The sequence below is a fragment of the Streptomyces sp. NBC_00019 genome (genome assembly GCF_045041015.1).
Lineage (GTDB): Bacteria > Actinomycetota > Actinomycetes > Streptomycetales > Streptomycetaceae > Streptomyces.
In genome coordinates this window covers 5,575,060-5,597,782 of the sequence record NZ_CP108302.1, presented here as the reverse complement: position 1 = coordinate 5,597,782, position 22,723 = coordinate 5,575,060, and the positions used below count along the sequence as shown (strand labels likewise).

Genomic DNA, 22,723 nt, shown 5'->3' with positions numbered 1-22,723 from the left:
AGGTCCTCCGCGGGGCACGCTGAACAGCCGCTCTGCTCCACGCTCTGTGTGCCTTCTGGGCCATACCTGGGAGCCCGTGCGAGCTTCAGTCGGTGAGGGTGGGGTAGTCGGTGTAGCCGCGGTGGTCCCCCGCCGTAGAACGTGGTGGCGTCGGGCTGGTTGAGGGGGGCGTTGTCCTGCCAGATCTGCACCAATTGTTTGCGCCCGCAACATCGTCCGGCAGCACTTCACGGAACCGGTATCCGGTACACCACCCCGCCGACAGGACCGCTGTGATCAGTGGTCGGGTGCCGGATTCGTTCCGGCGTGCCATGCAGGCTCAGACGCCGGCCCGGTCCAGGGCGCTCTGCAGGGATTGCTGGTAACCCGCGCTGGTGTACGTGGCGCCGGACACCGTGTCGATGTCCGCGCTCTGTGCCTCAAGGGTCTCCCGGTTGAGCTGGGGGACGGCCGTGGAGGAGATGTCCTTGCTCCGCCCCGTCTCGTCGGGAGACTGGACGGCGGTCGCCCCGGTGATCCTGCTGCCGGTGAGGGTGATCCTTACCTGGACCGGACCGTACTTCGTCTGCGCCGTGGCGCCGGTGACGGAGCGGGTGGTGGGCGCGGCCGAAGTGGTCTTCGGGGCGGAGGGGGCGCTGCTGGTCTTCGCCGGGGTGGTCGACGCCGGGCGTGACCGCGACGCGCTCGTGGTGGATGAGGGCCGGGCGTCCTTTTTCCTGGGCGCCTTCGGCGGCGAGGCCGACACGGACGGGGACACCGACACGGAAGGGGACGCTGAGGCCACCGCCGTGATCCCGGGCGTGGGGTCGCCCGCCTGCGCGAGCGACGGGTCCGTGGTCGGCTTGAGCGCGAGCAGCAGCACGATGCCCGAGACGGTGCCGACAGTGGCCAGCAGGGCGTGGCGAAGGGGGTGCTTCTTCCTCACGGGAGTCCCAGCGGATCAGAAGGAGTGGGTGTCACAGGGGCAGCGCCTCAGAACTCGAAGGACTCGTGGTGGATGCGGCGACGCGGGACACCGGCCTCGCGGAGTGCGTCGTACGACTCCTCGGCCAGTCCCGGCGGCCCGCACAGGTAGACGTCGTGACGGGCGATGTCCGGCAGGATCCCGCGCAGCATCTTCGCGGTGACAGCGGGTCGTCGTCCCTCCGGGCTGTTGACCGCGTACAGCAACCGCGCTCCACGTTCGTCCGCGATCGCCTCCAGTTCGTCCCGCAGTGCCAGTTCCTCAGCCGTGCGGGCCCGGTAGAGCAGGGTCAGGTCTCCCGGTGCGCCGGGCAGCGTCTCGAACAGCACCCTCAGCGGTGTGATACCCGCTCCGCCCGCGAGCAGGAGCACCTTGCCGCGACTGCGGCGGGCGGCCGTCATCGCACCGTACGGCCCTTCCGCCCACACGCGCGTGCCCACCCTCAGCCCGGCCAGCGCCGCGCTGTGCCCGCCGGCTGCCTTGACGGTGATCCGCAGCAGGTCGGGGCGAGGCGGTGCCGAGAGTGAGTACGGGTTGGCGCTCCACCGCAGTCCCCTGGTGAGGAACCGCCAGCGGAAGAACTGGCCCGCCTCGGCGCCCAGACGGTGCAGCCGCCGGCCCCGGATCAGTACGGAGACCACCTCCGGAGCCTCCTGCACGACCGACTCGACCCGCATGCGGTGCAGGAGGTTGAGCCGCACCGGGGTGAGCACGCGGTACCAGAGGACCAGGGCGCCGACCGTGGCATAGAGGGCGTACCAGGCCGCACGGGCGGCGGCGTTGGCGGCGAACTCGTCGCCCGTGGCGAGCTGGTGCCAGAAGGCGAGGTAGACCGCGGCGTAGGTGAGCAGGTGCAGGTAGTACCAGAGTTCGTAGCGCATACGGCGGCGTACGGCGCCGGCGGACACGAAGCCGACGAGGAGCAGGAACAGCGTGCCCACGGTCGCCTTGATCATCTTCGGGTAGTCGGTGACGACGGAGACCGTCTGCGCCACGATGCCGGTGTCCGACTGCAGCGCGTATCCGTAAAGGATCAGCACGACGTGGGCGACGGTCAGGCACAGCGCATAGCGGCCGGTTCTCGCGTGCCAGCCGGCCACGCGGTCGGACCCGACCCGGCGTTCGAGGGCCGGGACGCGCGCCATCTGCGCGATCACCAGGGCGATCGCATAACCGGCGAGCAGTCCGGTGATCCGGCCCGCGTTGACCATCCGTTCGGCGGTGCTCGCGGCGACGGCGGGGGTGTTGTGCCACCACAGCCACAGCACGGCGGCCGCACCCGTCCAGGAGAGCACCAGCAGGGGTGCCGCAGGCGAACGCCGGGGTCGGATCCGGCGCGTGGCCTGGCGTCGTCCCGCCCGGCTGTGCTGGATGGTCGTCAAGGACGTACTTCCCTTTACTTGCCTCGTGCCCTGGCACCGTACAGCGGCTGGATGGCCGAAACCCGCCGGTGAAGACGGGGCGCGCGCTCCAGGAGACCCACTCCGGGAAGCGGCGTTCGCGGGCCCACTTCCCCCTATCCACCTAGTCCAGCGCATCGGCAGGCCTGAGCGTCACCGTCTCCGTGACGCGGGAGCCGCCCGCCCCTTTCGGACACTCCGGCGGTACAACGCGTGGCTACACTCGCCGCCCATGCAACAACTCGGACCGAAGACAAATCAGCAGAAAATACATGCCCCTTCATCGGGTGCCAACGCTTTCAACACCCCTGTGGAGAGTGCGTGGACCACTGCCGCATTCGTCGCGGTCCGCCTCGTCGGGCCGGCGTCCCCCACCGCTGAGCGCAGTCTCGGATCCGCACTCCTCTCACCGGTCCGCAGCGGGCCCGGAGCGCCCGCAGTCGCCCCCGACACCCGCCGGACAGGCCCCGGTTCAGCCGTGATTAACGTCACTCCGGGGAGCGTGGTGTGAGCCGTTCGGCACGACGCAGGCACGCCCGTTCCCGCGAGCCCCGCGGTCACTGGCGGCTGCTGGCCCTGACCCTGACCGTCGTGTTCGCCGCCCTGCTCTTCGAGGGCTGGACCATCCAGGAGGTCGACGCCGCCAAGTCGCGGCTTCCCTGCACCAGGCCCGTGCCCAAGGCCGTGGACGAGAGCGGTCCGGTCCTGCGTCGCATCAGCGGGGACGACGTCGAGTCCTCGTCCGTGCCGGCACGTACCGTCGCGCTCACCTTCGACGGCGGGCCCGACCCCGTATGGACCCCGCGCCTCCTCGACCTGCTGCGCAAGCATCATGCGCACGCGACCTTCTTCCTGTTCGGTGCGCAGGCGGCCCGCCATCCGGAGCTGGTCCGGCGGATCCTCGACGAGGGCCACGAGATCGGCTCGAACACGTACACGGGGGCCGACCTCGGTTCCTCGTCGCGCGTGCGCACCGCGATGGAGCTGACGCTCACCCAGAAGACCCTCGCCGGCTCGGCGGGCATCCGCACGAGCCTGCTGCGGATGCCGCTGACCACCCAGGTGGACACGCTGTGCGGCGCCGAGTGGACGGCGGCCCGGCACGCCGCGGCGGACGGCTATGTGCTGGTCGCCGCGGACCGGCCCGACCGTGATCCGGCACACGGCATGGTCCGCCAGTTCAGCCAGACGGACCTGGCGTACCAGGAGGCGAAGGACCTGCTCGGCAACCGGCACGCCGACCGGTTCACCACCGTCACGGACGCGCTCGGCATGCCCTCGGCCGACACCCGGGTGTCGGCCGTCGAACGGTGGCAGGGCAGGGCGTTGATCTGGACCACGACCGCCGGTCACGCGTTCACGCACGCCATGACCTGGGTGTTGTTCGGGCTCGGCGTGCTGGGCGTGCTGCGGCTTGTGCTGCTGACCGCCTTCGCGCGTGCCCATGTGCGGCGCCTGACCCGCTACCGCCCCGGCGCGCCCCGGCTTCGGGAGGTCGACGCACCCGTGACGGTGCTCGTACCGGCGTACAACGAAGAAGCCGGCATCGAGTCCACGGTCCGTTCCCTGCTCGCGTCCACGCACCCGTACCTCGAGGTCATCGTGATCGACGACGGATCGACGGATCAGACGGCGGATCTCGCGACGTGGATCGACGACCCCCGGGTGCGGGTGATCCGGCAGCCCAACTCGGGCAAGGCTGCCGCGCTCAACACCGGCCTGGCGCAAGCCTCGTACGACGTCGTCGTGATGGTCGACGCCGACACCGTCTTCGAGCCCGACGCCCTGTACCGGCTCATCCAGCCCCTCGCGCACCCGGCCGTCGGAGCCGTCAGCGGCAACACCAAGGTGGGCAACCGGCGCGGGCTGCTCGGCAGATGGCAGCACCTGGAGTACGTCTTCGGCTTCAACCTCGACCGGCGGATGTTCGAGGTGCTGGAGTGCATGCCGACAGTTCCTGGAGCCATCGGCGCCTTTCGCCGGGACGCGCTGATGGGTGTCGGCGGGGTCAGCGAGGACACCCTCGCCGAGGACACCGACCTCACAATGGCCCTGTGGCGGGCCGGCTGGCGGGTGGTCTACGAGGAGTCGGCCGTCGCCTGGACCGAAGTACCCACCTCGCTGCGGCAGTTGTGGCGGCAGCGCTACCGCTGGTGCTACGGAACGATCCAGGCGATGTGGAAGCACCGCGGAGCCCTCCTGGAAGTGGGCACGGCCGGACGCTTCGCCCGCCGCGGTCTGACGTATCTGACGCTGTTCCAGGTGTGCCTGCCGCTGATCGCCCCGGTCATCGACCTGTTCGCGCTGTACGGGGTGCTCTTCAGCGATGCCGGGCAGTCGCTGGGGATATGGCTGGCCTTCCTCGTCATCCAACTGTTCTGTGCCGGTTACGCGCTGAGGCTCGACGGGGAGAGGCTGCGGACCCTGTGGTCGATGCCGTTCCAGCTCTTCGTCTACCGGCAGCTGATGTATCTGGTCGTCATCCAGTCCGTCTTCGCCCTCCTGGGCGGAACCCGGCTGAAGTGGCACCGCATGCAGCGTGCGGGTACGGCCGCCACCGAGCAACTGAGACAGCCGGTCGCCGCACGGGAGTTGTCGTCGAGGTGATCAGGGGGTGGAGCCCATGAGTGACTGGAACAGGAACGGGGAGACACAGGCGCACCGAGTGATCACGGGACACGTCGTCGCACAGACGGAACAGACACGGCCGTACGAGCAACCCGTCCCTGGCCCGCAGGCGGTGCGACCCGGCGGTGGTCACACCCGCAGCACGCGGCCCCCCTGGGTACGCCCCAGCCGGCGGCGGCGGATCGCCCGTCTGCTGGCGCTCCTCGTGTGCGCGCTGATGCTCGCCGGCGGCGGCACGTACGCCTGGGCCGACTTCGAGCTCGACCGGGCCGTCGACCTCGGCAAGGTCGGGGACCGTCCGCCGCAGGGGAAGGGAACCACGTACCTCATCGTGGGCTCCGACAGCCGCGACGGCCTGTCCGAGCAGGACCGGAAGGATCTGCACGCAGGCGGTGGCGGCGGCAGCCGCACCGACTCGATGATGCTCCTGCACACCGGCGCCCACGGCACCACGATGGTGAGTCTGCCCCGCGACTCGTGGGTGACCCTCCCGTCGTACCTCGACCCCGACACCGGCAAGCGGCACCGCCCGGCGAAGGACAAGCTGAACGCGGCCTACTCGCTGGGCGGTGCCCGGCTGCTGGTGCGGACCATCGAGCTCAACACGGGTATGCGCGTCGACCACTACGCGGAGATCGGCTTCGGCGGCTTCGTCGGTGTCGTGAACGCCGTCGGCGGCGTGGACATGTGCGTGGACCGGAACATCGAGGACGAGAAGTCCGGTCTCGACTTGACGAAGGGCTGCCACACCCTGGACGGCTCCCAGGCGCTCGCGTTCGTCCGCCAGCGGCACCAGGAGGCCGATGGCGACCTGGGGCGCAGCAGGAACCAGCAGAAGTTCCTCGCCTCGCTGGCCCACAAGGCGGCCACCCCGGGCACCGCGCTCAATCCGTTCCGGGCCTATCCCCTGCTGGGCTCGGTGCTGGACACCCTCGTGGTGGACAAGGACATGCAACCGCGCACCCTCGTCTCGCTGTTCCAGGCGATGCGGAGGGTCTCGTCCGGCGACGGCAGGCAGCTCACCGTCCCCCTGGCCGGCCTCGGATTCAGCACGTCGAAGGGCAGCGCCCTGAAATGGGACGTGGTGAAGGCGCACCAGCTCTTCACCGAGCTGAGGAGCGACCGGCCGGTGAGCTTCGAGGGGAAAGGCTGACTGTCCGCTGTCGGTCCGAAGAACGTGCAGAGCGGCCGGGGCCCCGTGCGTGGCCGGAGCCCCGGCCGGCCCCGTCCCTCTCCATGTCGCTCCCGGGGGGAGTCAAGGGCGGCGCGGAGAGAGGTTTGGGCAGTGGTCGGGTGGGCGACGTCCGTTCGTGCGGCCGCCGTTGGCCGGTCGGGCGTGGCCTATGACTCACACAACGCTCGGCCGGCGCGAAACATCACCCGGAGGCCGGTGCGCGGCCACGGCGGAGCACGCCGGCCGAGCGCCGGATGCGCCTGGCGTCGATAAGCCGTCACGCCGCCCGGCCTCGGCGTACCGGCTCAACGTGCGGACGCAGCCCGTGCCTTGGGCGCGGTCGACGGCCTTCGTGTCTTCGCCGCCCGGGCGACGGGGCGCCGGCGACGACGTGAAGGACTCCTGATGCGTTGTGACACTTCGGTGAGAGCGCACGCTTGTCACCATGGGGCCGTCGATGCCATTGGGGCGCCTCGGACAGCGCGAAACTCGCAATGAACCCGGTGCGAACGAGGACAGTCTTGGGCAAGGAACGGCAACCCCGCCAGGCACGGCCGTACGACGGGGAACTGGGTGCGGCCGTCGCGCGGGCCCAGGACGGGGACGAGAACTCTTTCGCGGTCGCCTATCGGATCATGCAGCCGGGCCTGCTCGGCTATCTGCGCGGAATCGTCGGCGAGGACGCGGAGGACGTGGCCTCCGACGCCTGGCTGGAGATCGCCCGCAACCTCGGACGGTTCAAGGGAGACGGGGCCGGTTTCCGCGGCTGGACGGCGACGATCGCCCGACACCGGGCAGTGGACCATCTGCGCCGCCAGCGTGTGCGGCCCCGGCCAGGGGCGAACGAACAGGACATACTCAACCTGCCCGGCCCGCACAGCACCCATGAACAAGCCCTGGAATCCCTCTCCACCGAGCGGGCCCTCGAACTGGTCCGCGGACTGCCGCAGGACCAGGCCGAGGCCGTGCTCCTGCGGGTCGTCGTCGGCCTGGACGGTCCCGCTGCCGCACGCGTCCTCGGCAAGCGCCCGGGAGCGGTGCGCACGGCCGCCCACCGAGGTCTGAAACGCCTCGCCCGCCAGCTGGGCGTCGAGAGCGAGGGGGGAGGGAGCGTGACGGATGAGGCTTCCCGGACGCTGGGGAGTCGGAATGAACGACTACGGCGGCAGCGGACCGGCGGACCGGCCCGAGGGACCGGCACGCCGTATGAATCGAACCTGTCGGACAGGAACGGAAGCGGACATGGGTGAACGGCTGAGCGGCAACGGAGTTGCGGGCCCTGGCGATGCCGTGTCCGGCCCGGGGGGCGTACGTCACGACGTCGCGCTGGAGACGGTGCTGGCCGCCGTCCTGCGAGCGAGCGATCTCGGCCCCGAAGCCGAGCAGCGGGCGGCGGCCGCCTTCCGGGACGCCCGCGGCACGGGCCTGCACCGGGCGCGTACCCGGCGCCGGGACGACTGGCGGCTGCCCGCCGAGCGGCGTGCCGGGCGCCCTGTGAAGGCGACGTTCGGCGCCGTGTTCGCCAGTCTCGCCCTGGGCGGTGTCGCGGTCGCGGCCATTGGTTCGGTCGGCTCGTCCGCGGACGGCGGCGGCCGGAGGACTGCGCACCCCCCGGTTGTCGCCCCGCTCCCGCCGGGCGGTGAGACCTCGACAGCGTCCTCCGATGGCCTCGGAACGGCGAACGGTCCAGCCACCGCCCAGGACATCGAGGCCCACTGCCGCGCCTACGAACAGGCGAAGAAGCGCGGCAAGGCGCTCGACGCGACGGCCTGGCAGCGACTCGTCGCGGCCTCGGGCGGCGAGGGCAAGGTCGCCGCGTACTGCTCCGAACAACTCGCGCGGGCGACAGCCGTGCCCAGCAGGTCCGGCGACACGGGCAACCCCGACAAGGGGACTGCAGACGCCGGCACGGGAACGGCGGGCAACACCGGCACGTCGGGCAACGGGGATCCCGGCAACGGCTCCGGCGGCGCGGGCAATGCGGCCGGCAACGGCCAGACGAGCGGCGGAAAGGACGAGTAGCACCCGCAACCATCGGCCGGGCCGATCGCCGTTCGGGGGTGCCGGTCGCGTTCGCCCGTCATGGTGTCCGCGTCATGGTCCCGCCCACCAGGTACGAGGCATGTTTCTGTGACGTTTGCAGCGTCCATTTCGATCTGTAGGTCATGGGGAAGTTGAGTGCTATCGAGTGCTCTGGTGTCAGTGGTGCACATGTGGCAAGAGAGGTGGCGGAGATGTGATGACCTTCCCCGGACGCGGCAGAAGTGACGAATCCCGGAGGTTTCGAGTGCGACCGTTCACCCTCAACTACGCCCTCTCCAGGGCGGTTCCGACCGTGGTGACGCCCTACCGATTCGACGAGTCGCTTCAACTGAACGTGCTTCCCGACGGACGCCCGGCCGTAAGTGACCCGGACCTGCTCCTGGCGGCCGGTACGACGACGTCCACCGCCGGTTCCCAGACTCACTTCGACGACTGACGGCCAGTGAACGGATGACCGTACTGATCCTCACGTCCGAGGAGGACGTCACCGCCGACATGGTGGTCGCCAAACTGCATGAGACGGGGGTACCCGTGATGCGGCTGGACCCGGCCGACCTGCCGGGCAAGGCCGCGGTGTCCGCGGACTACGCCCATGGTGACTTCGAGGGCCACCTGTCGGTGAACGGCCATGTGCTCAGCACGGCAGGCCTGCGCTCCGTATGGGTGCGCAGGCCCGGCGAACCGGCCGCGCACGCGCCCCACCCATCGGCGTGGCTGACCGCCGAGACCCGTCAGGCGCTGTTCGGAATGCTCTACTCCGCCTCTGCGCGATGGATGAACCACCCGCTCGACGCGGACCGAGCCCGACTGAAGCCATGGCAGTTGAAGGCCGCTCACTCAGCAGCTTCGCCGTACCGCCGACTGTCATCACCACCTCCCCGCGGTTGGCACGGCAGTTCGCCGACGAGCACAGGAACGTAGTGGTGAAGTCTGCCTCTGGGCCGCCGCCCGGTGACCCCGCCCTGGCTCTGCCCACCACCCTGGTCGGCCCGGACGCGGACTTCTCCGGCGTCGCGGCCGGTCCCGCGCTGCTGCAGCGGTACGTGCCCAAGCGTGCCGACATTCGTCTGACCTGTGTCGGCACCCGGCTGTTCGCCGCGCGGAAGGCGGCCGAACCCGGCCAGGTCGATGGGCGCTACGGCGACACGGAGCACGCCTGGGACGTGGTCCCGGTTCCTGAACGCGTCGGCAGATCGGTGTACGAGTACGTCACCCTTGCCGGCCTGGCGTATGCCGCCTTCGACTTCGCCGAGGATGAGGAGGGTGTCTGGTGGTTCCTCGAGTGCAACCAAGGCGGCCAGTTCGGGTTCGTCGAACTGGAGACCGGGCAGCCGATCTCGGAGGCGGTCGCCCTATGGCTGTCACAGCACAAGGCGGACCGTCGTGTTCCGCAGGGCCAATGGTGAGGCAGCCACCCGACAAGCGGCGGCCATCGCACGCCGCCGGCCGCGGCCGGAGTCCGGTGCACCTCGCCTCACTCGAAAGCGCCGCAGAACGACACGAGCCGAGGCCGTGCCCAATCCGTGCCCGTAAGACCGGACAAGCACGGTCAACAGCGGTGCGTCAGCGCCGCCCCCGCACGCCGACACAACGACATACGTGCAGGTCAGCACCATGTGGCCACGCAAGTGCCGTCGCTTCCCAAGCTGAGAGTGCGAGTTCGATTCTCGTCACCCGCTCTTCTCAAAGCCCCAGGCCGACGGCCTGGGGCTTTCGCGTCGCCGGAACGCTCAGCGCAACCCCTTTGCGGGAGCGGGCGCTTGGCCGCCGCTTACGCCGTCGCCGCTTCAGATGACGCCGTCGCCCGCCACATTCACCGAAACCCCCGATGCCGGATGATGGCGGCCATGCGCATCCGCATCGACGCCATCGACCTGCCCGGCCTCACCCACCCCGCCCCTGTCGACGGCGCGGTGACCACCTACGACAACGTCCATGTCGCCGTGCAACGCCGCGACCGGCCGGCCGAGCTCCTCGAGCCGCAGCCCGGGGACGCGCCGTCGGCGACGTGGACCCTGGAGTGCACCGCGAGCGCCTCGCCGGCCGGTACCGAGGTCAAGGGTCCCTACGTGCAGAACCGTCTGGGGCGGCGGTTCATCTATCTGTCATGGGGCACGGTCGACGAGTCGGGCACGTTCACGATGTTCCGCCGCGCCAAGCTCATGCTCGACGTCATCCCCGCCGACACGCTCGCCGCCGCCGCGCGCGGCGGGCTGCTGGTCGGGCGGCTCGGACTGACCGACGCGCAGGGCGGGCCGCTGTGCGCACGGGTCGAGCCCCCACGGATCACCTGGACCGCGGCACACGCCGGGTAGATGTGACATTCATTGCGTCGGCCGGGCCTCGGCACGTCCGCCGGTGTCCCCTCCGGCGAGGGCGTCGGCAGCGGCACACGGCACATCGCCGGAGGTCATGGCGCTGCGGCCGGAAACGTTCGTCAGAAAACAGCCCATCCGCGCGGGCCAATATCTGTATCCGTGAAGTAAGAAATGAGTGCGGTGCACTGCGAGTATTCCTCGACCGTCAACCTCGGTGGAATTACGGACCGCACAGGGCCGATCGCGGCATGCTAATGTCGTTCTCAGTTGCAGGTGTGGTTGCCAGAGGGTTCATTTTCCGACGGGCTAATCAGCACGGGCGACGCGGAATCCACACAGGGTGAATTCCGGAAATCGTCTCCGAAGGAGAAATGACATGGCTACTGGCACCGTGAAGTGGTTCAACGCGGAAAAGGGCTTCGGCTTCATCGAGCAGGACGGCGGCGGCGCCGACGTCTTCGCCCACTACTCCAACATTGCCGCCCAGGGCTTCCGCGAGCTGCTGGAAGGTCAGAAGGTGTCATTCGACATCGCGCAGGGCCAGAAGGGCCCGACGGCCGAGAACATCGTTCCCGCCTGACACCGGCAGCAACGCATCTTTCGCAGCTGGGGCCCGCACCTTGGGGTGCGGGCCCCAGCTCGCTGCATTTCAGAGCGCGTGACGGGAAGGCTCCATCGCATCACCGAACGGTGACGCATTCCCCCGTCGATCCGATTCGGCGCTCATCATCACCGGGCCGTTCTCGTGATTATCTGCGCCGTTCCTTTTGCTGCGGAAACTCCTTGCTACGTGCCTACGTGCTCACATCGAGGAAAGGTTCCGCTTGAACCGCGCACGCACCGCCCGCACTGCCCGCACCACTCGCACCGACCGCCCGGCCCGCACCTCCTGGAGCTCTGCCGCCCAGCGCTCGGGTGCTCCGCGGCGTTCCAACGGCAACGGGCGCCGACCGGCCGCACTCCAGGGCGAGTTCGCGCTCCCGGTGACGATCACTCCCGCGCTGCCCGCGGTCGAGTCGTTCTCCGACCTCGCCCTGCCGACGCCCTTGCTGGCCGCGCTCGGACGCGAGGGCATGACCGTGCCGTTCCCCATCCAGGGCGCGACGCTCCCGAACTCCCTCGCCGGCCGTGACGTGCTCGGCCGCGGCCGTACCGGGTCGGGCAAGACCCTCGCTTTCGGCCTCGCGGTGCTGGCCCGTACTGCGGGCCGGCGCGCGGAACCGGGGCAGCCGCTCGCCCTGGTCCTCGTCCCCACCCGCGAGCTCGCCCAGCAGGTGACCGACGCGCTCACCCCGTACGCCCGCTCCGTGAAGCTCCGGCTGACCACCGTGGTCGGTGGCCTGCCGATGAGCAAGCAGATGCGCGCGCTGCGGGCCGGGGTGGAGATCGTCGTCGCGACACCGGGACGGCTCAAGGACCTCATCGACCGTGGCGACTGCCGACTGGACGACGTCGACATCACCGTCCTCGACGAGGCCGACCAGATGGCCGACATGGGCTTCATGCCCCAGGTCACCGCCCTGCTCGACCAGGTGCGCCCCGAGGGGCAGCGGATGCTCTTCTCGGCCACCCTGGACCGCAACGTCGACCGGCTGGTCCGCCAGTACCTGTCCGACCCGGTGGTCCATTCCGTCGACCCGTCGGCGGGTGCGGTCACCACGATGGAGCACCACGTGCTCCACGTGCCTGAGTCGGACAAGCACCGCACGACCACCGAGATCGCGGCGCGCGACGGCCGGGTGCTCATGTTCCTGGACACCAAGCACGCCGTGGACCGGCTGACCCAGCACCTGCTGAACAGCGGCGTCCGCGCCGCGGCCCTGCACGGTGGCAAGTCCCAGCCCCAGCGCACCCGGACCCTCGCCCAGTTCAAGACCGGGCATGTGACGGTGCTGGTGGCGACCAACGTCGCGGCCCGCGGCATCCACGTCGACAACCTCGACCTGGTCGTCAACGTGGATCCGCCCACCGATCCCAAGGACTACCTGCACCGCGGCGGCCGTACCGCCCGTGCCGGCGAGTCCGGCAGCGTCGTCACCCTCGTGACTCCCGGCCAGCGCCGTGGCATGACCCGGTTGATGGCCTCGGCCGGCATCACCCCGCAGATCGCCTCCGTACGGTCCGGTGAGGCGGAACTGACGCGGATCACCGGCGCCCAGGCCCCTTCCGGTGTCCCGGTCGTCATCAAGGCACCGGTCGTGGACCGTCCCCGCCGCGCCGGGTCCTCCGGGGCCCCCTCGTCCCGAGGCCGTCAGGACCGCTCCGGTCGCGGACGCGCCGGCGGAGGAGCGGGGCGGCGCCGTGCGCAGCGGCCCGCCCTCGACTCCGCGGCCTGACCCCGCGGCCCGAAGCATCGTCCAGAAGCTCCCCATCTCCGAGGAGGCACCTTTGACACCGGTTCGGACACAACGACAGCACGCGGACCTGGCCCCGATGGCCGTGGTCGACGCCATGGACACGTCCGGCCCCCGGGTCCGGGACGACATGACCGTCGAGGTCGCGCTGTCCGTCATGGCCGGTGCCCGTGTCGAGTTCCTCCTCCTGGTCGACGGGGACGACCAGTGCACGGGCTCGGTCACCCGGGCCGAACTCGCCGTTCACCGTGACAGTTCCACGTACACGGACCGGATCCGTCTGCGGGACGTCCTCGGCGGAGCGTTCATCTCGCCCGTTCCCCGGCGCACCGTCGTCGCGGAGCACGGCCGGGCCCTGGCTCGACTCGGCTAGAACCACCTTCAGGATCCCGGTGAGGGCCCTGCCGACACACGTCGGCAGGGCCCTCACTGCTGTCCGGCGCCGTCCGTTCTTCGCCCCTGCGGGGAGGGTCACATCACCCTTAGTGACAGATCAAAGCTATCTGTTCCCCCAAGAAGGCGAAATCTGTTCTTGTCAGAGTAGACATTGAGCTCCGACACGGTTAGCCTTTTTCTCATCGAGCACGGTCCAGCGATACCCGGCAGACACGAACTGCCGGGGTTGCAGTACCTGAAGTTCGCAGGCCAAGAGGTTGGTACAGAGGAAGGACGGAGGACGGACGCCATCAGGATCGCCCGGCCCGAGGAGCACTCGGCCGGGTACCGCAAGACCCCGGATTGGAAGGTGGTCCCCGGTCACGCAGCCGCGATCCCCGCACCCCCTCCTGCAGGGCTGGTAGCGGAAACAGAAGGTCGGCACAGCACGAGAGCCGACAGATGGTGTTGAATTTCCTTCGGGGCCCTGGTGCCGTACGGCACCAGGGCCCCTCGACGCGTTGCACTACGAGGTGACATGACAGCAGATACCCCCCTCGGTAATCGTCTCGACGACGACGACTACCCCGCATACACGATGGGTCGGGCCGCCGAGATGCTCGGCACCACCCCGGCCTTCCTCCGAGCCCTCGGCGAGGCTCGTCTGATCACTCCGCTGCGCTCGGAGGGCGGACACCGCCGGTACTCCCGCTACCAGCTGCGGATCGCCGCGCGCGCCCGCGAGCTCGTCGACAAGGGCACCCCGATCGATGCCGCTTGCCGCATCGTCATCCTCGAGGACCAGCTCGAGGAGGCTCAGCGCATCAACGCCGAGTACCGCCGCCGTGCCGGACACGAGGCGCACGACGGGTCCGTCCCCGGTTCCAGCTGATCACGTCGTGGCGACCCGGCCCCTCGAAGGTCCGCGAGAGCAGTGGCTCGTCCCGGACCCGGTTCGCCGTCGCCGCGAGTGGATCCCCCTGCCGGATGATCCCGGCCTCGCTCCCACCGACGCCTGGCCGCCCCCCTTACGACCTCTCCTCAGCCGCTCGCGCCGGCCGACGGGCCCCGTCCCCGGGTCTCGGTGACCGTGGGCACGTTCCCCGCGCTGCCGGGAGCGAGTCCGCAGGTGCCCGACCTCGATGCCCCGTCCAGTCCTCTCAGCTCCACGACGATCCGGCCGTCGCCGTCCTGGCTGTAGGCGATCGTGCAGGTGAGCTGGCGCAGGGCGGTGGTGTCCAGCCCCTCCAGGGCGAGCGGGAGGCGGGTCGTGACCCTGCCGCTCAAAGAGGTGTCGACCTTGACGATTCCGGGGCGGGCGGCGGGGAGAGCGGTGGTCAGGCCCGCGGCCCGGTCTTCGTCCCCCGGGCCGGCGAGGAGCGCCGAGACGACCTTCTCCGTCGGCACGGGCTGAGTCGCGTCCTGGTCTCCGGCGGTCGTCGTATGGACGGCTCCTTCTTCGCCGAACACGGTCTCCGACCCGGCCGACCGGATCACGGGGCTCAGCCCTCCGTCGGGGGAGCGGAAGAAGAGCAGCATGTCGGTATCGCGGTTGAGGAAGGCCTGGACGCTGGCGGGGCCGCCCGCCTCGATGACGTCGGTCTCCTGGATACCGCAGCCACCGAGCAGCGGTACACCGGCCGCGACAGCGAAGGCCACAGCCGACACACGTCGCCTCATCCGCCGGTTCCCTCCGAGTAGAGCGGTATTTCGACGGCGAAGACGGCACCGCCCCCCGGCCGGTTCCCGGCGTGGATCGTGCCGCCGTGCAGCTTCACGTTCTCCAGCGTGATCGCCAGTCCCAGGCCGCTGCCCGCCGAGCGGGTACGGGCCGAGTCGGCCTTGTAGAAGCGGTCGAAGATGTGCGGCAGCGATTCGGGGCGGATGCCGGGCCCGCTGTCCACGACGTCGGTGATCAGCACGGGCGGGCCCGGAAGGCGTGCCTCGGTGCGCAGACGTACCGTGACGGGCGCGCCGCCGTGCCGCAGGGCGTTGCCGACGAGGTTGGCGATCACGACGTCGAAGCGGCGCGGGTCGAGCCGCGCCCGGATGCCGTCGGGGAGCTCGGTGCGGACCCGGTCGTCGGTCCAGTGCCGGTTCTGCAGGGTCTTGCGGATGGCCACGGCCACGTCGACCTCGTCGGCGTTCAGCTCGGCCGCGCGGGCGTCGAAGCGGGAGATCTCCATCAGGTCCTCGACGAGCACGGCGAGCTTTCCGGTCTCCGCGCTGACCAGCCGGACCGCCCGGGCGGTGTCGGGGTCCAGGCCGGCCGCGTCCTCGTCGAGGACCTCGGTGACGGCGAGCATTCCGGCGAGGGGGGTGCGCAGTTCGTGCGAGACGTCGGAGGCGAAGCGGCGGGCGCGTTCCTCGGCCTCGCGCAGTTCCCGCACCGACCGCTCCAGTTGGCCCGTCGACTCGTTGAACGTCCGTGCCAGGTCGGCCAGTTCGTCGCTGCCGCGCACCCGGATCCGGGTGTCGAGTCTGCCGCTGCCCATGTTCCGGGCCGCCTGGCGCAGTTCCCGCACCGGACGCAGCACGCTGCGCGCGGCGATCAGGGCGGGTATCAGCGCGATGGCGAGGCCGGGCAGGGCGCCGTCCCGGGCGGCCAGGAGGAGGGCGTCGACGTTGATCTGCTCGTCGGTCATCCGCATGACGGCGTACAGGACGAGCCCGGTGGGCAGCAGGCTGTCCGGGCTGGTCTTGAAGACGGTCGGCATCGCGATGGTCAGATAGGGGATGCCGTCCTTGACGACTCGTTCGAAGCTGCCGTGGGGGTTGGCCCGTGCGGCGCGGCGCAGTTCGGGGGTGATGACGGTGGAGACGGGGTTCTCGCCCGAGGAGGCGCGGAGCGAGCCGTACTCGGCGAAGACCACCCAGGGATGGGGCTTGCCCTTGCGGGCGATGTCCCGCAGGACGTCCTCCATGCCCTCCTTCCGCACGGGCAGAGGGAAGCCCGTCTGCTGGACGTGGTCGCGGAACGACGTGACCGCCGTGTCCTGGGCCGTCTCCAGCAGCGAGTTGCGGGCCTCACGGTAGGTCAGCGCGGCCGTCGTGCCGGCGCTGACGGCGGCGACCAGCAGGAAGGCGAGCAACAACCGCGCGCGCAGCCCGAACGCCCTGACCCGCGAGCGCTGCTCGCCGCTGCTCACAGCGGCCCGAAGCGGTAGCCGAAGCCCCGCAGTGTCTGGACGTAGCGGGGACTGCCGGCCTCGTCCTCGATCTTGCCGCGCAGACGGCGGACGCACGCGTCGACCAGGCGGGCGTCGGCGTGGTAGCTGTGGTCCCAGACGTGCTCCAGCAGTTGCTGCCTGCTGAACACCTGCTCGGGGGCGGCGCAGAGGTGCAGCAGGAGCTTGAGCTCCGAGGGAGCGAGCGCGAGCGGACGGCCGGCCTTGGTGACGGTCAGCCCGACGCGGTCGACGGTGAGATCGCCGTAGACCTCGATGGCCGGACGGCCCGGGCCGCTGTCGTCCAGGCGGCGCAGTACGGCACGGATCCGGGCCTCGATCACCTCCGGGCGGGCGGGTTTGACGATGTAGTCGTCGGCGCCGGCCTCCAGGCCGATGACCACGTCGAAGTCGTCGCCGCGCGCGGTGAGCATGATGATCGGCAGCTGGCTCTGCTCGCGGACCTGCCGGCAGACCTGTACGCCGTTCATTCCGGGCAGCATCAGGTCGAGCAACAGCAGATCGGGGCGGAACTCGGCCAGCGCGGCGAGGCCTGACTCGCCGGTCGCTGCCGCCCGTACCTCGTGGCCGCGGCGGCGCAGACCGAGTTCGACCCCCTCGCGTACGGAGGGGTCGTCCTCGATGAGGAGCACGCGGGGCATCGGCAGTTCTCCCTCGGTGATGGTCAGGTCCGGGTCCGTCTGGGGCGTACGCGCGAGAGCAGTGCGTCGAGTTCGGCGAGTCGCAGCGGACGGGTGAGCAGGGCGAAGGTGAGGACGACGGCGACCGCCCCGGCAGTTGCGGCGACCAGGGCGCCCGCCCGTACCGTGGCCAGGACCGCGAGGTGGCCCAGCACGCTGGCGGGGACGGCGGCGAGCAGCAGCCTCGCGTGGGCGCCGACGGCGGAGGAGCGCAGGGGGCGGGCGACGCCGAGCCGGCGGCTCAGCACCAGGCCGGTCACCGCCCAGCCCGCGCACAGCGCCAGGGAGTACGCCGCCGCCATTCCCGTCACGGCCCAGCGGGCCGGCAGCAGGTGGGCGGCGGCCATCGACAGTCCCGCGTTGAGGGCGACGATCAGCAGGTTGAGCAGGAACGGCGTACGGGTGTCGGAGAGCGCGTAGAAGGTGCGGGACAGGACGTACTGGCCGGACAGGGCGACGAGTCCCGGCGCGAAGGCCATCAGGATCCCGGCCATGGCGGCCGTGTCGTCGGCGCCGGTCCTGCCGTACCCGAAGACGAGGGCCATCACCGGCTGGGCGAGGGCGAACAGCGCGCAGGCGGCGGGGACGACGGCAGAGGCGCTGACGCGCAGGGCGTAGGAGACGTCGCGCCGCACGGCCGCGGTGTCCCCGTCGGCGGCGGCCGCGCTCATCCGGGGCATCAGCGCGGTCACCAGGGAGACCGTGATGATGCCGTGCGGTACGACCCACAGGGCATAGGCGTTGTTGTACGCGCCGTATCCGGGGCCGCCGTCGAGGCCCGCGGTGGTGGCCAGCCGGGTGGTGACCCAGTAGGCGGCCTGGTTGGCCAGGACCAGCAGGACCAGCCAGCCGGCCGCGCGCAGGGGGCGGGTCAGTCCGCTGCCGCGCCAGTCGAAGCGGGGCCGCCAGCGGAAGCGGGCCGCGCGCAGGGCGGGGACGAGGGCGAGGGCCTGGACGGCGATACCGGCGGTCGTGCCCCAGCCGAGCACGGCGGTCTCGGTCGCGGTGAGCGTGTCCCCGTCGCCCATGGCCAGCGCCAGGTACAGCCCGAACACGGTCATGACGACGAGGTTGTTGAGGACCGGCGCCCACATCATCGCGCCGAACCGGCCCCGTGCGTTGAGTACTTGTCCGAGCAGCGTGAACAGTCCCAGGAAGAAGATCTGGGGCAGGCAGTAGCGGGCGAGCGCGGTGGTCATGGCCGCCTGCGGGCCGGTGTAGTCGGTGTACGCGTCGACGATCGCGGGTGCCGCCCATACGGCGGTCGCGGTGATCGCCAGCAGGGCGACGACGCACACGGTGACGAGCCGGTCGGTGTACGCGGTGCCCCCGTCGTCGTGCTCCTTGGCGGCCTTGACCAGTTCGGGGACGAAGACGGCGTTCAGCGCGCCGCCGAGGAGCAGCATGTAGACGATGGTGGGCAGGGCGTTGCCGACCGCGTAGCCGTCGGCGGTCGGCCCGATGGTGCCCAGCGCTGCCGCGACCACGGCGGAGCGGGCGAAGCCGGTGGCCCGGGACACGATGGAGCCGGCGGCCATGACGGCACTGCTGCGTGCCGCCGTGTTCGTCGGTGCGGTGGTGGTCGGCGCCGTCTGCGTCATCGGCGGTTCAGATACGCCTGGAAGGCGCGGTAGAGCGCGTGGTTGGCGCTGCCGCCCAATGGCCTCTCCCATTCCCCCAACGTCTCGACGACCTGTCCCCCGGTGCCGAGCTTCCACCGCAGCAATCCGTACGCACGTTCCTCAGGATCGAGAGTGGAGGGTACCCCGCGCATGTCGTAGACGTCCGCGCCCAGGGCGAGGGCGTCCTGCAGCATCCGCCACTGCAGGGCGTTGGAGGGCCGGACCTCGCGACGGTGGTCGGCTGAGGCGCCGGTCTGGTACCAGGCCCGGCGGCCCACCGTGATCATCGTGTGGGCGGCCAGGATCTCTCCTCGGTGCCGGGCGAGGTACAGCTTCATCCGGCCCGGTTCCTCGGCGTTGAGCGCCGCGTACTGACGCTCGTAGTAGGCGAGCGAACGGCCGAGCCGGAACCCGTCGCGTCGCTCGGTGATGCCGAGGAGCCGGTAGAACTCGGGGAGTTCGGCCGTACTGCCCACCACCACCTCCACGCCCTCCTTCCGGGCCCGGCGCACATTGCGGCGCCACTCCTGGTTGAGCCCGGACCACAGGTCCTCCGTGGTGCGTCCGGCGAGCGGTACGTGGAAGACGTGCCGGGGCTGGGCGTCCCCGTCCCCGCCGGTCCCCTCCCCTCCCGTCCCGTCACCGCCGCAGCGGCGCCAGCCGCGGGCGCGCAGCCGCTCGGCGACGGCGGTGCCGAGCGGGTCGACCTCGCTGGCGAGTACGTCGCCGAGGCGCCGGCCCGGGCCGGTGAGCGGCTTGAGCCGGGCGGCGTCCCAGCGCCGGTAGGCGGGCGAGGGGCCGATGCGTACGGCGAAGGCGCCCGCGCGGCGCAGGTGTTCGAGGAGCGGGCCGAGCCAGCCGTCCACGTCGGGGTCGTTCCAGTCGGCGACCGGCCCTTCGGGAAGGTAGGCGAAGTGCTTGCGGGTGCCGGGGAACTGCCGCAGCAGCACCAGCGCCACACCCGTCAGCGCGCCGGCCTCCGGATCCGGCCCCCAGCCGAGCAGTTGGGCCCGCCAGCCCTCCTTGACGTCGGCCCAGGACGGGCACTGCAGGAATCCGGCGCCGAGAGCGGCGCCGTCGGGGGAGGCGAGGAAGGCGCGGTAGGTCTCCGCGGTGATGGTCCGCAGGGCCGTGCCCTGGTTCCGTGCTTGGGACACGCGGCTGGGCGGAACGAGCAGCGCTGACACAGTCTGAGCCTCTCCTTCTCCCCGGCCCGGTCGCGGGGACGCAAAGGATGCTCACAGCGGTCCATGACCGCTCCGCGCGGCGAATGTGACCGGACCATGACCGTTCCTCACCAGTCGCCGTCACATTGCCCCATAGCGGCTGACCTCGGGTTTTCCGGCTCTAGAGTCACGACATCGCCGACTCGTCCACCCCCTTCCCGCCCTTTCCTTCCTTTCCGGAGGTCCTGTTGTCGCGCACTCGTGCACTCGCCCATAACCGCGTCCGGGCCGCCGTCGTGGCCGCCCTGCTGGCGCCGCTCGCCGCCTGCTCGTCGACCTCCTCCGGCGGCGCCTCCGACACCGAGGTGACTCCCAAGGCCGACGACCGCCCGGTCACGGTCACCGTCACGCCCAAGGGAGACCAGGTCCGGGCGGGCGACTCCGTGCGGATCACGGCCTCGGGCGGCAGGCTCACCTCGGTGACCGTCACGGACGCCGAGGGCCGCAAGCTCGGCGGTGAGGTCGCCGCCGACGGCCGCTCGTGGGTCTCCGGCCGCAAGGCCGTACCCGGTACGTCGTACACGGTGAGGGCGGCGACCCGGACCGAGGCCGGAACCGTCAAGAACACCACGTCCTCCTTCACCACGGCTCCGGCGGACAAGGTCAACAAGGTCGACTGGCGGCCGGGCACCGGCACCACCGTCGGCGTCGCCCAGCCGATCTCCCTGGTCTTCGACAACCCGGTCAAGAACCGGGCCGAGGTTGAGAAGCAGCTCAGGATCACCACCTCGAACGACACCGAGGGCTCCTGGGGCTGGGTGACCGACTGGTCGGGCAGGGACCGGGTGGACTGGCGCCCCAAGTCGTACTGGAAGCCCGGCACCAAGGTCACGCTGAACGCCGAGCTGAACGGCACCGAGTCGGGCACGGACGGCGGCTGGTTCGTACGCGACTACACGACCACCTTCACCATCGGCGCCCGGCAGATCGCCAAGGTCGACCTCGACCGCCACCGGCTCACCCTCGTCCGCGACGGCAGGACGGTCCGCCGCATACCGGTCTCCGGCGGCACACCGGGCGGTGACAAGCGTTCCTGGCACGGAACCGCCGTGCTCATGGCCAAGGAGGGCACGATCAACATGAACTCCGAGACCGTGGGCCTCGGCGACGCCTACGACAAGATGGTCGAGCACTCGATGCGGCTGACCTGGTCGGGCATGTACGCACACGCAGCCCCGTGGAACGCCGCCTACTTCGGCAGGGCCAACCACAGTTCCGGCTGCATAGGGATGAGCGACGCGGACGCGGCCTGGTTCTACGACCAGGTGCGGCCCGGCGACCCCTTCGAGATCACCGGCAAGGACACCAAGGGCGTGGTCGCACCGGGCAACGGCTTCGGCGCGTGGAACCTCACCTGGACCGAGTGGCAGCAGAAGAGCGCACTGCGCTGAGAAGCGTCCGGTCCTCCCCGCCGGCCGTGGTGCTCGGCGGGAGGCCGGCCACTCGCGGGGGGCGTGGGACCTGCCGGAGTAGAGTGAGGGGTCCGGCCCGTGTCACACCGGGACATCGAACTCTGAGGTCGCCATGCAGCCCACGGAAACACCCGCGGACGGGCATGCCGAAGTCCGCATCGTCGCCGCCTCGCCCGAGGTCGCCCGCCGGGTCGCGGAGGTTCTCCGCCACTGCTTCGCCGCCACCGAACAGCGCAGCTACCCCGCGTCCGCCGACGGCGGAACCCGCCTCCAGCTCACCGTGGACACCACCCGTGCCGCAGAACCCGCACGGTCGTGGCTGGAGACCAGCGAATCCACGGATGAAGCCGGCCGGCGGACGTGAGGCGGCGCCCGGGACGTCCCGCCCGGCCCCCTCGGGGAGTAGCTTGAACGTATCGGGAGCACTTCGCGCATCGGCCCAAACGCCGGTGTCGTTCCCGGTGAGCGACAACACCGGGCGGCTGCCCTCCCGCAGGGGCTCGGAGACAGGTTTGCGCGATGTCCGCGACCAGCTCGCCCACCCCGCTACGGACCGTTCCCTTCATGCCCCCGACCGCGCGCCTCGCGCTGAAGTCCGAGAGCCACTCCGGCGGGCCCGCCGAGCTGGACGGCGCCTGGTGGCCTCGTTCACGTGACCTGACGAGCGAGCTCTCCGCCCTGGCGGACATGCTGGATCCGCTGTGGGGACGGATCACCCGTATCGCGGTCAACCCCCGCAACTGGCCGATCCTCCCGCCCAGGATCTACGTCAACGGCCATGTGGTGAAGGTCGGTTGGTTCACCACGGAGCTGGATCCGCACGCGATCGTGCTGCTGTCCTTCACCGCGGGCCGCTGGAACCTCCTGGTCGTACCCCCGGAGACCGACGCCCCCTCGGCCACCCGGCTGATGGCCGCCGCGAGCGCGGACACCGGCCCGCCGGTCACCGCGACCGCGCTCATGACGGCGGAACGAGCCCGCGGGGGATGCCCGCAGGCCGACACGGACGGCAGCGACGGCACCCTCCTGCCGCACGTCCCGGACCACCAAGACGCCGTGGGGATGTGACCGCCGTGGTCACCGCCCTGACCGTCAGCGCCCTGCTGATCCTGGTCGTCGCCGCGACCCGCCTGGTCCACCGGTTCGAGGCGAGGAGCGACGGCGGAGCGTCCACGAGAGATCGCCCGGCCCGGGATGTCCGGACGGGCCGCGCCGAGGAACGTGGACCTGTGCTACCTTGATGTAAAGTGGCAGTTTTGGTTATCAGAGGCTTCGAGTGCTCTTCGACCTTCGTCGACGGGCACTCTTTTCGTTTCGGGACCTTCCGGGGCTTTTCAGA

21 protein-coding genes and 1 pseudogene are annotated in these 22,723 nt (G+C 70.6%); 15 read left to right on the top strand and 7 right to left on the bottom strand.

Going from position 1 to position 22,723, the window contains the following annotated elements:
- Nucleotides 1-319: 319 nt before the first annotated feature.
- Complete coding sequence (locus tag OHU89_RS26380; protein ID WP_405646347.1) at nucleotides 320-925, bottom strand: FMN-binding protein; 606 nt, start codon at nucleotides 923-925, stop codon at nucleotides 320-322.
- Between the two features lie 47 nt (nucleotides 926-972).
- Nucleotides 973-2,346 (bottom strand): ferric reductase-like transmembrane domain-containing protein, encoded by a 1,374-nt coding sequence (locus OHU89_RS26375; RefSeq protein ID WP_405646345.1) that lies wholly within the window; start codon nucleotides 2,344-2,346, stop codon nucleotides 973-975.
- 525 nt (nucleotides 2,347-2,871) lie between these two features.
- On the opposite strand from OHU89_RS26375, the gene OHU89_RS26370 reads away from it, so the two are divergent.
- The 11 genes and pseudogenes from OHU89_RS26370 (at nucleotide 2,872) to OHU89_RS26320 (ending at nucleotide 14,148) form a co-directional block, all read left to right on the top strand.
- Complete coding sequence (locus OHU89_RS26370; RefSeq protein ID WP_405646343.1) at nucleotides 2,872-4,971, top strand: bifunctional polysaccharide deacetylase/glycosyltransferase family 2 protein; 2,100 nt, start codon at nucleotides 2,872-2,874, stop codon at nucleotides 4,969-4,971.
- 16 nt (nucleotides 4,972-4,987) lie between these two features.
- On the top strand, nucleotides 4,988-6,145 hold the full coding sequence (locus OHU89_RS26365; protein ID WP_405646341.1) for an LCP family protein: 1,158 nt from the start codon (nucleotides 4,988-4,990) through the stop codon (nucleotides 6,143-6,145).
- Between the two features lie 515 nt (nucleotides 6,146-6,660).
- Complete coding sequence (locus OHU89_RS26360) at nucleotides 6,661-7,416, top strand: RNA polymerase sigma factor (protein WP_405646339.1); 756 nt, start codon at nucleotides 6,661-6,663, stop codon at nucleotides 7,414-7,416.
- On the top strand, nucleotides 7,409-8,188 hold the full coding sequence (locus OHU89_RS26355; RefSeq protein ID WP_405646337.1) for a hypothetical protein: 780 nt from the start codon (nucleotides 7,409-7,411) through the stop codon (nucleotides 8,186-8,188). Before OHU89_RS26360 ends, OHU89_RS26355 begins: the two co-directional genes overlap by 8 nt.
- 265 nt (nucleotides 8,189-8,453) lie before the next feature.
- Complete coding sequence (gene tgmA, locus OHU89_RS26350) at nucleotides 8,454-8,645, top strand: putative ATP-grasp-modified RiPP (RefSeq protein ID WP_405646335.1); 192 nt, start codon at nucleotides 8,454-8,456, stop codon at nucleotides 8,643-8,645.
- Between the two features lie 14 nt (nucleotides 8,646-8,659).
- Nucleotides 8,660-9,615, top strand: a pseudogene (gene tgmB / locus OHU89_RS26345) (ATP-grasp ribosomal peptide maturase).
- 441 nt (nucleotides 9,616-10,056) lie between these two features.
- Complete coding sequence (locus tag OHU89_RS26340; protein WP_405646333.1) at nucleotides 10,057-10,524, top strand: DUF5990 family protein; 468 nt, start codon at nucleotides 10,057-10,059, stop codon at nucleotides 10,522-10,524.
- Nucleotides 10,525-10,903: 379 nt separating this feature from the next.
- Nucleotides 10,904-11,107, top strand: coding sequence for a cold-shock protein (locus OHU89_RS26335; protein WP_004986771.1), 204 nt, complete (start codon nucleotides 10,904-10,906; stop codon nucleotides 11,105-11,107).
- A 244-nt stretch (nucleotides 11,108-11,351) separates the two neighbouring features.
- Nucleotides 11,352-12,863 (top strand): DEAD/DEAH box helicase, encoded by a 1,512-nt coding sequence (locus OHU89_RS26330; RefSeq protein WP_405646332.1) that lies wholly within the window; start codon nucleotides 11,352-11,354, stop codon nucleotides 12,861-12,863.
- Nucleotides 12,864-12,960: 97 nt separating this feature from the next.
- Complete coding sequence (locus tag OHU89_RS26325) at nucleotides 12,961-13,254, top strand: hypothetical protein (protein WP_405654659.1); 294 nt, start codon at nucleotides 12,961-12,963, stop codon at nucleotides 13,252-13,254.
- 540 nt (nucleotides 13,255-13,794) lie between these two features.
- Complete coding sequence (locus OHU89_RS26320; protein ID WP_266889711.1) at nucleotides 13,795-14,148, top strand: helix-turn-helix domain-containing protein; 354 nt, start codon at nucleotides 13,795-13,797, stop codon at nucleotides 14,146-14,148.
- Between the two features lie 149 nt (nucleotides 14,149-14,297).
- Here OHU89_RS26320 and OHU89_RS26315 read toward each other — a convergent pair whose 3' ends face one another.
- From OHU89_RS26315 to OHU89_RS26295, 5 genes are read right to left on the bottom strand one after another with little or no spacing between them, the layout of a single operon-like run.
- The gene (locus OHU89_RS26315; RefSeq protein ID WP_405646330.1) at nucleotides 14,298-14,936 is read right to left on the bottom strand and encodes a hypothetical protein; all 639 of its coding nucleotides are present in this window, start codon (nucleotides 14,934-14,936) and stop codon (nucleotides 14,298-14,300) included.
- Nucleotides 14,933-16,501 (bottom strand): ATP-binding protein, encoded by a 1,569-nt coding sequence (locus tag OHU89_RS26310; RefSeq protein ID WP_405646328.1) that lies wholly within the window; start codon nucleotides 16,499-16,501, stop codon nucleotides 14,933-14,935. Before OHU89_RS26310 ends, OHU89_RS26315 begins: the two co-directional genes overlap by 4 nt.
- Entirely contained in the window at nucleotides 16,402-17,085 is a 684-nt protein-coding gene (locus tag OHU89_RS26305; RefSeq protein ID WP_266889715.1) for a response regulator transcription factor, read from the bottom strand. Before OHU89_RS26305 ends, OHU89_RS26310 begins: the two co-directional genes overlap by 100 nt.
- A gap of 23 nt (nucleotides 17,086-17,108) precedes the next feature.
- Nucleotides 17,109-18,725, bottom strand: coding sequence for a murein biosynthesis integral membrane protein MurJ (gene murJ / locus OHU89_RS26300; protein WP_405646326.1), 1,617 nt, complete (start codon nucleotides 18,723-18,725; stop codon nucleotides 17,109-17,111).
- On the bottom strand, nucleotides 18,722-19,933 hold the full coding sequence (locus tag OHU89_RS26295) for a lipid II:glycine glycyltransferase FemX (RefSeq protein WP_405646324.1): 1,212 nt from the start codon (nucleotides 19,931-19,933) through the stop codon (nucleotides 18,722-18,724). Before OHU89_RS26295 ends, murJ begins: the two co-directional genes overlap by 4 nt.
- 227 nt (nucleotides 19,934-20,160) lie before the next feature.
- Between OHU89_RS26295 and OHU89_RS26290 the strand changes: the two genes are divergently transcribed.
- The 4 genes from OHU89_RS26290 (at nucleotide 20,161) to OHU89_RS26275 (ending at nucleotide 22,625) form a co-directional block, all read left to right on the top strand.
- Nucleotides 20,161-21,363, top strand: a complete 1,203-nt coding sequence (locus OHU89_RS26290) for an Ig-like domain-containing protein (protein WP_405646322.1) — start codon at nucleotides 20,161-20,163, stop codon at nucleotides 21,361-21,363.
- Between the two features lie 133 nt (nucleotides 21,364-21,496).
- Nucleotides 21,497-21,748: a hypothetical protein gene (locus OHU89_RS26285; protein WP_405646320.1), complete on the top strand. Its 252-nt coding sequence runs from the start codon at nucleotides 21,497-21,499 to the stop codon at nucleotides 21,746-21,748.
- Nucleotides 21,749-21,948: 200 nt separating this feature from the next.
- On the top strand, nucleotides 21,949-22,452 hold the full coding sequence (locus tag OHU89_RS26280) for a DUF5994 family protein (RefSeq protein WP_405646318.1): 504 nt from the start codon (nucleotides 21,949-21,951) through the stop codon (nucleotides 22,450-22,452).
- Nucleotides 22,449-22,625, top strand: a complete 177-nt coding sequence (locus tag OHU89_RS26275) for a hypothetical protein (protein ID WP_405646316.1) — start codon at nucleotides 22,449-22,451, stop codon at nucleotides 22,623-22,625. Before OHU89_RS26280 ends, OHU89_RS26275 begins: the two co-directional genes overlap by 4 nt.
- The last annotated feature ends 98 nt before the right edge of the window (nucleotides 22,626-22,723 follow it).